Raw genomic sequence first — 12,168 nt, forward strand, 5'->3', positions numbered from 1 at the left:
GTTGTTGGCCAATAAAAACAAGGTATCGTTTGATGTTTTTAGCTTCCCGACGCCATAAGTTCATTCCATTAGTCTATTTAGGCGAGTTTGCCCTGAGCCTATTATAAGCTAATAAGCGCGCCGGCATCTGTAATTGCTTTCCTGGTTAGATTCTCGAATGTGGGTATGGTGCCCAATTCCGGTAGATTGGAATAATTTAGAATGTAGCTTTTCGAATAAATATCCTTGGCGCCATTAAATATTATACCCATAACCTCGATGTTGTATTTTTTAAGCGCGTGTATGGATAACAGGGTATGGTTAATGCTCCCCAGGTAATGCTGCGATACCAGGATCACTTTTGAGTTAAGCTGTTTAATCAGGTCGATCATTAAAAAATTGTCATTCAACGGCACCATCAGGCCACCTGCGCCTTCAATCACCAGCTGGTTATCTGTTTTAGGTAACACAATATTTTCCATTTCGATAGTAACCTTATCAATTGCGGCTGATTTATGGGGAGAAAATGGCTGTGTTAAGCGATACGCTTCGGGATGAAATTTTGTGCCGGGATTGGAAACCAGGCCTTGTACTTTTTGAGTATCGCTATTATCCAAATCACCGGATTGGATAGGTTTCCAATAATCTGCCTTTAATTTTTCGGCCACAATTGCCGATATTATGGTTTTGCCAATACCGGTGCCGATGCCGGTAATAAAAATGGGTTGTTTAGCGGGCATTAATAAAATTGTTTACTGTATTACACAGCAAAGCTAATTCATTTAAGGTATTAAAACTATGCAGGCATATTCTTATACGTTCTGTCCCGGCGGCTACCGTTGGGCTTAAAATGGGCCGTACATCTAAACCGGCTGACTGTAAGGTGTTTGCTATCAGGCGGGCTTTGTCATTGTTTTTTAAAATAATACATTGGATAGCGCTATCGCTTTTCAATAAAGGGTAATCACTATTGACGTTGGTATGGTTTTTAAAATATGCGATGTTGTTTTTTAGGTCGATAATTTCCTTTTCAACATTATTTAATAGCTGATAAGCCATTTTTATCGATGCTAAATGATGAAAGGAGGGTGCCGTGCTATAAATAAATGGCCGGGCAAAGTTGATGAGGTATTCCTTAAGCACCTTGCTGCCCAGCACAATCGCCCCGTGACTGCCAAGTGCCTTACCGAAAGTGACAACCGTGGCGAATATCCGATTTTGGAGGCCAAGTTGGTTTGTTAAGCCCTTTTTATACAAGCCAACTGCATGTGCTTCATCAACAATTAAATGCGCACCGTACTTTTCTGTTATATCAACGATATCTTTTATTGGGGCCGAATCGCCGTCCATGGAGTATATACTTTCTACAACCACATAGCAATTGCCTTTAGATGCCTTTAATTTGGCTTCCAGGCTATCAATGCTATTGTGTTTGAAGTTATACCGGTTGGCGTTACTTAGCCGCGCACCGTCGATGGCAGAGGCATGTATTAATTCATCAAGAATAATGGTGTCACCACGTTGCGCCAGGCACGAGAGCAGGCCCAGGTTGGCATCGTAACCGGAATTAAATAATAAGCCGGCTTCAAATCCATGAAACCCGGCAATTTCCAATTCGAGGTCTTCGGCATACTGTGAGTTTCCTGAAAGCAGCCTTGAGCCGGTTGATCCGTTTAGACTCAATGGATTGTTATCCAATTCGGCTTTAATACGTTCTTTTAATACCGGCGACCGGGCGAAACCCAGGTAATCGTTTGAACAAAAATCGACAAGGCTGTTCTCTGGCTTCAGGCTGCGGTAAATACCGGCTTCCTTTCGCTCATCAAGTTTTTTTTTCAGGTGTTCGCTGGCTGATGTCAATTTATGGGATGTTTTAATAGAGTATTTCTAATGCTGAGCTTTTTGCTCTACCGTGCAAAAATAAAAAAAGCGGCTCATCGCCGCTTCTTTTGTCGTATTATATTGAATTAGTTTTGGGAGCCTCCTCCGCCGCCACCTTGTCTCATCCTATCCATCATGTCCTTTTGCAACTTGTCAAAAGCAGTTGCTTGTTCCGGAGTTAAAATAGCTTTCACTTTATCGTTAGTTGCTTTTCTCATCGGCATCATAGCGCTGCGCATTGCATCCCTGTCGCCATTGGCGGCAGTTCTTACGCTGTCCATTTTTGTAGCCTGTTCTTTATAAATGGCTGTAACTTTAGCGGTTTGATCATCAGTTAATTTTAACTGTGTCTGCAAATCTTTAGCCCTGTCTTCGGGGCTCTTTCTCATACCGCCACCTTGTGCATGGCTTACTGCTGCAATCCCCATCAGGAAACAGCACATCAACAGAAATTTTTTCATAGCTCTTTTAATTTATTTACGTTTTAATCTTAAGATAAAGATATAACGTAAAGGTTTAAGAAAGCCGATGTAACTTAATTGTTGCTTTGCTGTAAGTTGGATATCGAACGCTGCATCTGGGCCATCATATTGGTAAGGCTTTCCATAGTTGGCTCGGGTGTTGGCTGTGGTAACTGTGTTGATATATAGCCTTTTGCCTTCCATATTTCCAGCACGTCTTCGCCATTTATTTCATACGGCTCATATACCGGATTATCAGATATCAGCTTTAGCTTTTTATTGTCTTTGAATTTGTTACCTATCCTTTTATATACAACGCCATCGTCTTTTGATATTACCACGTAAGTTTCGCCAGGTTTTACATCGGCCCAGTTTTCAAGGTACTCAGCAATGATGATATCACCTGATACTATCGGCAGCATCGAATCTCCTTTTATTTCAAAAGCGCGATAAGTTCCCTGCTTAAACATAGGTAAGTAAAACTTAGGGAGCTTGGCTACATATTCCGGATCGGCGTACCCATTTAAATAACCGGCGCTGGCCTTAAGGGGCACCATTTCAATGTTTTCGTTATCCTCTTTATCAACAGAAATACTTAGCACGCGCAGGTTTGCAGGGTTACCTTTTGGTTTTGGCGCCCACTTTTCGTTAATGGTTTCATTAATAAAATCATCAATGCTAATGTCAAAGTAGATTGCTAATTGTTTTAGTAATTCATATTTCGGCTCGGCACGCTCTTCTTCATAAGCACCTACCAATGAGCGTTTTATACCTACTTCATCAGCGAACTGCTGTTGGGTAATTCCCTTCTTTTTGCGAAGGAACTTAATATTTTGTGAAATTATTGACATAAAATTTGCATTTGCTAAATTTATTAGTAATTTTATGCTCATAAAGTTAGTAATATTTATTCATTCACCAAAATTTTTATCAAAAAATGAAACGTTTTGTATATATCATCACCGACAGAAACAGGAAAAACCTTCATGTAGGCTTATGTTCAGACCTGGTAAAAACGCTGCAGTTTTACAGCGATATGCCAACCTTATTTTTTGATAGCGCACAGCAGCTTAACCGTTTAGTGTATTTTGAAGAGATTAATACCGAAGAGCAGGCGATGGAACGCTTTAAAACAGTAAGCACCTATACAAGGCCCCAAAAAGAAAAAATGATCAGACCGGTTAACCCTGATTGGGTAGATCTGACCATTGGCTTAAAATATGAAAGCGGGATACGTACCAGGCCGCAATTGCGCCCGTCGGTAAACGCCAACAGGCGTGCTATTACTTTTTAATAAATTTTAAAGCACCCGAATTCATGCAAAAACGTTTGCCGCCGCGGTCGGCAGGGCCGTCGTCAAAAACGTGACCAAGGTGTAGCCCAGTGCTTTTTTCGATAACTTCGTCGCGGCTCATGCCGTAGCTGTTATCAGTAACAATAGCAACTTTTTTGGGGTCGACAGCTTTTACGAAGCTTGGCCACCCTGTACCGCTATCAAATTTATCCTCAGAACTGAATAATACTTCGCCTGTGGCAGCGCTTACATAAACACCCTTTTCGTGGTTGTTCCAGTATTCGTTTTTAAAAGGAGGTTCGGTTCCGCTTTCAACCATAATGTAGTATTGGTTGGGCGTAAGTGTTTTTTTCCACTCCGCCGCTGGTTTACTTAGCTTGTGTTTTGCCTGGCCGTTGCTGTTTTGGCAGCCAAAAGCTGTTATAACGCTTATTATAGCTATAGCAAAAATTGATTTTCTCATTACTTTATTCATTTCGTTTTTTTTTGAACTATGATTTTGCCCTGTTAGTCGTAAAATCGGATTTATCCTTACAACCAATTATAGTTAAAATACGAAATTGCAGTTTAGGCGGTTTGTCATCTCATAGTACAATTTATATAACTTTTGCCTTAGGTAGCAGTACCTTGTTTACCACATGTAGCATCCCGTTATTTTGCTCAATATCAAAACGGCTAATAATGCATTCTCCTCCATTTTCATCAATCAAAACAATATTGCGGTTTGCATCAATCTTTGCTTTAAGTTTATTGCCCGCAAGGGTAGTAAATGTAGCTGCACCTTTATTCTTATTAATCTGTTTTTCAATATCTTTTGCTTTAAACCAGCCGGCTATGGCGTGGTAACTCAAAATACTGGTAAGTTCCCAAATATGTGATGGTTTCATCAACGAATCGAGCCTTCCTGCAGGTAAATTCTGAAAGGCACCATTCACAGGAACAAATATGGTAATAGGTCCACGGCTTTGGAAAGTTAATGCAAGGTTTGCGGTTTTAATAAAATTGTAAAATACCGATAGGTCTTTGGATATAGCTAAGTTTTTAATAATGTCGTTAGCGGATCGCATGCTATCGCCCGCTGCAACTTTTAGCGGGCCAATTGCTTTAGGATTTACCGCCTTTGTTTGCGCAAATAACATAGTACCTAATAAAAGTAAGGCAGCAAGCATTATCAAATTTTTCATAGTGGTTGGTTACAGGTATAACAATCAAACAGTTAACTGTTTTTGCTAATTTAAGTTTTAAATAAAAAAAGCGGCGCACGGCCGCTTAAATATATTAAAAAAGGAGACGGGTATTACCAACCTGGTGTAAAGCCCAATCCAAACACAGGTTTCTTTACATCGGTGCGGTTAAAAGGAATTGCCAGGTACGGTTCCAGCACAAAAGCCCCAAAAACGTTTACCCTTAATGAAATGCCGGCGCTTAAAGCGGGTACACGGCCATATGTTGTATTAAATACAGGATTGCCGTTGCTATCAACTTGTGGTGCACCATTTTCATCCACAACAGCTGTCCGGCTTAAAACCGGAGGGTTTTTCTGGAAATAGATATGTTCGCCGGCATTCCAGGCCAGGCCTGCATCAAAAAACAGGTTCAGATCGGTAAACAGGAATTTAGATTTGATTTGGGCCAATTTTTCGGGCCCCGTAAATGGCAGGCGGGTTTCAAAGTTAAATATCGCCATCCTACTGCCTGATAGCTGGTCGATATTAAAGCCGTTTGACGCCTTGCTGTTGTTATTGTAAAAGGTTTGCCCTTCATAGCCCCTGATGTAAAAGGGATAACCTATAAATAGGGGATAAATGCCGTTTGAATCGCCAAAGCGGCCGTAGCCATAAAAGCGGGCTGCAAATGTAACCGGCTCAACACGTACGTATTTACGAAGATCAATAGTTGGAGAGAAGAATTTGTAGGTGCCAAAATTGTAACCGGCTTCTAATCGGTACCTGAAACCATTCAAAGGAGCGGTTACCCCAAAAAAGGAGTTATCGCCAACCAGGGCTGTCGACAGTTGGAAAAGCGCATATGATTTTAAATTATAATTAAGCAGGGCGCTTTCTTCAGCATTGGCAATTTTCTTTTTATCCGAGTTGAGATAGGTGTAGTTTAACGTGGTATTGTTATTGGCGTCGGTTAATGTATCAATTTTATAGGTATCGCTATACCGGTCAACACGATAAGAGTTATAAGAGGCACCGGCGCTTACTTCAAAACGGTTTGTTTTATTGATAGGATAGGAGGTAAATACCCTGGCGGCATCTTCAAAATTGCGGATGATATCCGTATTCTGCGATAATACTTTTACATTTTTGCCGCCTACATTTTGTGTTGGGAAAGTTTCGGTTTGTAAACCAAAAAGGTAGGGAATATGTGATATTCCTGTACCCAAATTCCACCTGCCGGTTTGGTTTACGTATGTTACGGCAGCGCCGGAATCGTAAATTTGCCCGTTGACGGATGCTGCAGCGAATATTTGGTTGCGGCCCAATATATCGCTGAACACACCCTGGATACCACTTGACAGACTGGTGCCGTAAAAGCTGCTTACCCCAATGCCAACACCGCTGCCTGCCAGGTAATCAAGCTTAAATTTAGGGCGATAGGGGATTTCTTTTACAGAATCTGCCGGGATTTTCCGGTAAGCCAGGAAGTTGTTCAGGTTCGAATTGATCAGATCGACGCCAACTGCACGAGGAGGGGGCAGCATAGCGGCGCTAAAATCTACTGCCTGCGGTTGTAATGCAATGGACTTAAACGCCGATGCTTTGGCGTTGTACAAGGCGTATTTTTGCGCCCGGTAATAGGAATATACCACATCATCATTAGCAGAGATACTTAACGCAGGCGAAAATTCGGTAATACCACAGATGCCGGTAAACAGATCGGTCATTTGTTCAACCTGGCCCGTGCTGATGGTGTAGCGGTACATGTTGCGGAAACCATCCCTGTTGGACAGGAAGTAGATTTGCGAACCATCGGCTGAGTATTGCGGATTTAAATTGTTGGCCCCGTTAAATATTTTTATATCGGTCACTTTGCCGGTGGCCAGGTCAAGTTCGGCCAGGTTAAAGGTGATGGCCTGTTCTAATGATTGGTCGTAAGTGGAGCGATCACTTGAAAACAGAACTTTTTTGCCGTCTCGGGAATAGGTTGGCTGGTAATCGGTGTATTTATCGTTGGTAAGCTGAGTAACTTTTTTTGTGTCGAAATTATAGGAATACAAATCGCTTTGGCCCTCAACAAGCCCGGTAAAAACAATGTCCTTACCATCGGGCGACCAGGATAAGTTACTAAACTGCTCTGCCTGCTCCATCGATACATCATCAAGAACTCGTCCGTTGTTGATATCAACTACTTCCATGCGGTTACGCCCCTTGCTGAACACACTGAACGCGAACCGCTTGCTGTCCGGCGACCAGGCGCCGGCCGACTCGATAAAGTTAAACTCATCTATGTGGGTATTTGATACCTTGCTTGTGAGCTTTCGTAAAATTTTACCCGTTCGGGCATCGGCCAGGTAAAGGTCAATACTAAACAAACTTTTGGCAGATAGAAAGGCCAGGTATTTACCATCGGGGCTTACCGCCGGGGCTACCACAAGGTCGCCGCCGTTGTCTTTATCTACCAGTTTTAAACCAACAGGCTTTTGTACAGTGTCCTTTAAAAATGGCTTGTAGGTGCTTTCTATTGAGTTTTTCCAAAGGCGGGATAGCGTTTTATCATCATATCCAAAAGTTCGCCTGATCCCATAAGCAAGGCCATAGCGGGCGGTATTTTTGAAGAAGGGTACAATTACGGTATCTCCGTAAGTTGACCCTAAAAACGACCAAAAGGCTTCTCCGTAGCGGTACGGGAAATATTTGTTACTCTCCGTCAGATCGCGAACCGTAGGGATGTCGTGGTTCAGATAAGCATCGCGCATCCACATCGCGGTGTAGGCATCTTTTTTACCTAAGGAAAGATACTCGGCCATACCTTCTATCATCCACAGTGGAATGTTATTGATGTTCTCGAAATTCTCATTTTGATTGCCACCTAACAGTGCATGGTATTGAAAAGCGTGCACCAATTCGTGCCCTATTACGTGGCGCGTCATTTGGTTTGTTTCCATCACCGGCATTACTACTCGGTTTTTTAAACCTTCGGTAATACCGCCTGTGCCTACACCAATTTCGCCATCAATTGCGGTAGTTTGCTGAAAATCGGGGTGATTGGCATATAAAATGATTGGGTTGGCTGTTTTGAATGTGTCCTTAAAAACCTGTTGGTGCAGGGTGTACCACAATTCGCTTTCCTGGGCAAAGCGTTTAATCATGCTATCGTTTTTGATGTAATAGTAGATTTCGAAATGTGGGGTTTTATAAACTTTAAACTTGAGGTTTTTATACCGTACTTTATTTTGACCGAAATATTGCGCCCTGGCACTGTTGCTGATGAGCAGCGAGCAGATAAGGCATACCAATATAAAGCTGAACTTTTTAGCGTTGTTTAACAATGAGTAGGTTTTATTCATAATTCAAACTAAATAGAATACGGCTAATTTAATGAATAATCGGCAGGCTGCAGGGCCTGCCGATTGATATTTAAAACTTGTATATGAACTTTTAATCCCCTTAAAATGCCCTATTTTTGATTGGCGGGCGTTGTTTCGGGGTTCTCCGGCGTGCTGGCAGCCGGTGTTGGTATAACGTTGGTGGTATCAATAGGGTTGCTTGTACTATCTACCTCTGTAGTATCAGCGGCAATATGCGGCGACGGACAATTATAGTTTTTGGTGATCTTGCTCCATGGTTTTGGAAAAGGCCCGTAAGTATAGCCCAGTTTTGGATCGGCATAAACCTTCTCCATAAAACGGCCAAAAATGGGCAGGGCAGTGTGTGATCCTTCGCCGGTTTCGGACGATGTAAAGTGTACGCTTCTGTCGTCAGCACCAACCCAAACACCGGTAACCAAATCTTTTGTTATACCCATGTACCATCCGTCGACATAATCAGATGAAGTGCCGGTTTTGCCGCCAATCTGGTTATCCTTTTTCCAAAGGCCAGGGTATTCCCACAGGGCTTGCGAGGTGCCTCCCGGTTCTTCCATACCACCACGGAACATATAAAGCATAAGCCACGCGGTTTCCTCGCTCAATACTTTTTCTTGTTTCAACTCAAATTCGTCAATTACATTACCCTGTTGGTCTGTAATTTTGGTGACCAGCAAAGGATCTATCTTTTGGCCTTTATTCAGGAATGTGCTGTATGCACGTACCATTTCATAAACCGAAACGTCATTAGATCCTAACGATACCGAGGGTACCGATTTTAATGGGCTTTCGATACCGCATTTGTGCGCGTACTGTACAATTTTATCCCAGCCAACTTTTTCGGTAAGCTGCGCGGTAATTGAGTTAACCGATTTACCCATAGCCCATCGTAGCGACATTTCCTGGTACGAAAAATGAAAATCGGCATTATTAGGCTGCCATACTTCGTCTTTACCGTTGTCCTTATATTTTATGGTTACTGGCTGATCGGTGAATTTATCGCAGGGCGTGTAGCCGTTATCAAGCGCCGTTAAATAGGCAAATGGCTTAAAGGTAGAACCTGCCTGCCTTCTTGATTGGTTTACGTGATCGTAATTGAAAAAACGATGGTCGATGCCGCCAATCCAAACCTTTATTTTACCGGTAGATGGTTCAAGCGTCATCATGCCGGTATTTAACAGTTTGGCGTAGTATTTAATAGAGTCGATAGTCGAAAATGTGGTATCCTGCTCACCGTGCCAGGTAAAAACGGTCATCCGTTTTTTAGTTTTAAAGTACTCGCTTATTTTTAAGGTGTCACCGCCAAATTTTTTATCCAGCAATTTGTATATAGGAAGTTTTTGCTCGTTTTTTAAAATGAAATCTTTAATTTCTACACCCTTCGAATCGCGCCACGGATTTTTATTGCCCCATAGGTTGTAAAAACGTTTTTGCAGCATTTTCATTTTTTCGGCAACAGCCTCTTCGGCATATTGCTGCATCCGCGAGTCTATGGTTGTATAAATTTTCAATCCATCCTCATATAAATCATACCCATTATCCTTACACCATTTATCCAGCCATTTTTCAACCGCGCGGCGAAGGTAGGAGTCGCCATGTGAATCTTCTTCTACATAGCTCAAATCGAGTTTTATGGGCGATTGTGAACTGCTTGTGTATTGGTCTTTAGTAATGGAACCATTTTTAAGCATCTGGCCTAAAACCGTATTTCTGCGTTCGGTAGCACGTTCAGGATTGCGGATAGGATTATAGCTGGATGTGGCTTTCAGCATACCTATAAGCAAAGCAGCTTCACCGGGACTAACCTGGTCAGGTTGTTTGTTAAAATATTTTAATGTGGCTGTTTTTATGCCAAAAGTATTGTTGCCAAAAGGGACCGTATTAAAATATAATTCAAGAATTTTTTGCTTGCTATATACGTGTTCAATTTTAAACGCAGTAAGCCACTCTTTAAACTTATATACAACGGTATTTATAAGAGGCACTTTGCGGATAAAGCCCTGGGATTTGCGCTTACGTGTTTCAAAAAGGTTTTTGGCAAGTTGTTGTGTAATGGTACTGCCGCCCCGCCGCTCGCCTTTAGCCGTTGAAACCATACTGGTAAAAAACGAATAAAAATCGACACCACCATGACTGTAAAAACGCACGTCTTCGGTTGAAATAAGCGCGTTTATAAGGTTGGGTGAAATATGCTTTAAATCAACGGGCGAGCGGTTTTCTTTATAGTATTGGCCTATCAGTTTACCATCGGCAGTAAAAACCTCCGAGCCCACAGAAAGCACAGGGGTCTTAATATCCTGCATGTCAGGTGAATAACCAAAAAGCCAAAGGAAGTTGAGCTCTATAGAGCAAAAAAAGATGATAACGAAGTATATGAAGATAACAAGGAATCGCAGAAACCGGTTTCGTATTTCTCTGAACATTGGGTAAAGATGTAAAATTATGGCGCTAAATCATAGCCCGAAACAAATATTAATATGTGTAGTTTATATAAAGCTAAATATATACCAGCCGACTGCCTTTTATTTAATAAAGGCCTAAAATTTCCATAATATAATTTGATGTTGCCTTAAACGGTAACTTATATTTAGGTTTGAATAGTGGCGTAGTACATTAGCTAAAAATAAACTTTTATTATCAACGCAATTTTAATACCTAAATTTCATGTTAACAACGTGTAAAACAAAATTTTTATCATGAGTAATATCGTCAAAAAGTTTAAAGTCGAAAATGGTAAGGGATTTAAGCTGGGAGACTTCGATCCGGCGTATTCTGACGGATTTAAAAAAATCGAGGCCCGAAAGACATTAAAAGACCTGATAGATGAAACATTTGACTTGCAGACAGAACTTTACGCGGCCAATAAATATGCCCTGCTCATCATTTTCCAGGCGATGGATGCCGCCGGGAAAGATAGCGCTATTGAACATACATTATCGGGCTTAAACCCGCAGGGCTGCCAGGTTTATAGTTTTAAACAACCCAGTCCCGAAGATTATGAACACGACTTTCTGTGGCGGCATTACCGGTCGTTACCAGAAAGGGGGCGCATAGGTATCCACAACAGGTCGCATTATGAAAATGTATTAGTAACCAAGGTACATCCCGATTTGTTGCTAAAAGAGCATTTGCCTGGGATTAACGATGTAAAAGATGTTGATGGAAAGTTTTGGGATAAACGTTACGAAAGTATCCGGGCATTTGAAAAGCACCTTACGAATAACGGTACAGTTATTATTAAATTTTACCTGAATGTATCTAAGCAGGAGCAAAAGCTGCGTTTTTTAAAGCGGATTGATAACCCCAAAAAGAATTGGAAATTTTCGGCTGCCGATATTCAAGAGCGGGAAAAATGGGGGGACTATATGGATGCTTATGAAAAGGCAATAAAGGAAACCGCTACCGGTGATTGCCCCTGGTATGTAATCCCCGCTGATAAAAAATGGTTTACACGGATTGCCATTTCTACTGTCATTCTTGATACTCTAAAAGGATTGAAGCTGAAATACCCGGTGCTTGAAAAAGAAGAGAAGGATAAATTGGATGAATCCAAAAAGCAATTGGAAAAGGAGTAAATCACCGCTCCAATTGCTTAATCGAACTTTGTTAAATGCCAGAAAATATATTTTGTGCAGGTTCTCCAATTAGCGGCATTGGTTTTCTTTCACCCTGGAGTGCGCCAAGCAGGCCAATCACCCAGATTACAAAAAGCGCAACCCGCACTACCCAAAGTATTGCTGCACCAAACGAAAAACCTACCGAAAAAAGTATAGCACCGGCGGCATACGATACGATCATAGACACGATGTGGAATAGCAGCGTTTGCCTCATTTGATAGCTTGCCTGATAGGTTTTGTTTTTTTGATACAGGGCAAAATAAGCAATAAGCCACCCTATAATGGTAAAATAACTGATGATGCCGGCTAATTTGCCATCATCGCTTGACGAATAGTTGCTCATAGTAAAGAAGGTAATTTTGAGTGATAATTAATTATTAAAGCTAACCATATTTTGATCAA

The 12,168-nt window shown here is 41.6% G+C and carries 11 protein-coding genes; 2 read left to right on the forward strand and 9 right to left on the reverse strand.

What is annotated here, in order from left to right; translation table 11 throughout:
* Positions 1–101 precede the first annotated feature (101 nt).
* The 4 genes from bioD to BMX56_RS16955 form a co-directional block, all read right to left on the reverse strand.
* Positions 102–719, reverse strand: coding sequence for a dethiobiotin synthase (bioD, locus tag BMX56_RS16940; RefSeq protein WP_090650587.1), 618 nt, complete (start codon positions 717–719; stop codon positions 102–104).
* On the reverse strand, positions 709–1,839 hold the full coding sequence (locus tag BMX56_RS16945) for an aminotransferase class I/II-fold pyridoxal phosphate-dependent enzyme (RefSeq protein ID WP_090650589.1): 1,131 nt from the start codon (positions 1,837–1,839) through the stop codon (positions 709–711). Before BMX56_RS16945 ends, bioD begins: the two co-directional genes overlap by 11 nt.
* Before the next feature lie 107 nt (positions 1,840–1,946).
* On the reverse strand, positions 1,947–2,321 hold the full coding sequence (locus tag BMX56_RS16950) for a Spy/CpxP family protein refolding chaperone (protein WP_090650592.1): 375 nt from the start codon (positions 2,319–2,321) through the stop codon (positions 1,947–1,949).
* A 74-nt stretch (positions 2,322–2,395) separates the two neighbouring features.
* Entirely contained in the window at positions 2,396–3,172 is a 777-nt protein-coding gene (locus tag BMX56_RS16955; protein ID WP_090651060.1) for an XRE family transcriptional regulator, read from the reverse strand.
* 86 nt (positions 3,173–3,258) lie between these two features.
* Between BMX56_RS16955 and BMX56_RS16960 the strand changes: the two genes are divergently transcribed.
* Positions 3,259–3,615: a GIY-YIG nuclease family protein gene (locus BMX56_RS16960; protein ID WP_090650595.1), complete on the forward strand. Its 357-nt coding sequence runs from the start codon at positions 3,259–3,261 to the stop codon at positions 3,613–3,615.
* Here the strand turns inward: BMX56_RS16960 and msrB are convergent.
* The 4 genes from msrB to BMX56_RS16980 all read right to left on the reverse strand — a co-directional run bounded on the left by msrB (position 3,605) and on the right by BMX56_RS16980 (position 10,572).
* The gene (gene msrB / locus BMX56_RS16965; protein WP_090651061.1) at positions 3,605–4,078 is read right to left on the reverse strand and encodes a peptide-methionine (R)-S-oxide reductase MsrB; all 474 of its coding nucleotides are present in this window, start codon (positions 4,076–4,078) and stop codon (positions 3,605–3,607) included. The genes BMX56_RS16960 and msrB overlap by 11 nt on opposite strands.
* A gap of 133 nt (positions 4,079–4,211) precedes the next feature.
* Positions 4,212–4,799, reverse strand: a complete 588-nt coding sequence (locus BMX56_RS16970) for a fasciclin domain-containing protein (protein ID WP_090650598.1) — start codon at positions 4,797–4,799, stop codon at positions 4,212–4,214.
* Between the two features lie 113 nt (positions 4,800–4,912).
* Complete coding sequence (locus BMX56_RS16975; RefSeq protein ID WP_090650601.1) at positions 4,913–8,131, reverse strand: PD40 domain-containing protein; 3,219 nt, start codon at positions 8,129–8,131, stop codon at positions 4,913–4,915.
* Between the two features lie 110 nt (positions 8,132–8,241).
* Positions 8,242–10,572 carry a penicillin-binding protein 1A gene (locus BMX56_RS16980; RefSeq protein WP_090650604.1) on the reverse strand — a complete coding sequence of 777 codons (2,331 nt, stop codon included), beginning with the start codon at positions 10,570–10,572 and terminating at the stop codon, positions 8,242–8,244.
* Positions 10,573–10,845: 273 nt separating this feature from the next.
* Between BMX56_RS16980 and BMX56_RS16985 the strand changes: the two genes are divergently transcribed.
* Positions 10,846–11,724, forward strand: a complete 879-nt coding sequence (locus BMX56_RS16985; protein WP_090650606.1) for a polyphosphate kinase 2 family protein — start codon at positions 10,846–10,848, stop codon at positions 11,722–11,724.
* 31 nt (positions 11,725–11,755) lie between these two features.
* Here the strand turns inward: BMX56_RS16985 and BMX56_RS16990 are convergent, their stop codons facing one another.
* Positions 11,756–12,109: a magnetosome magnetite crystal formation protein family gene (locus tag BMX56_RS16990; RefSeq protein WP_090650609.1), complete on the reverse strand. Its 354-nt coding sequence runs from the start codon at positions 12,107–12,109 to the stop codon at positions 11,756–11,758.
* Positions 12,110–12,168 lie beyond the last annotated feature (59 nt).

Source organism: Mucilaginibacter sp. OK283 (assembly GCF_900110415.1).
Taxonomy (GTDB): Bacteria; Bacteroidota; Bacteroidia; order Sphingobacteriales; family Sphingobacteriaceae; genus Mucilaginibacter.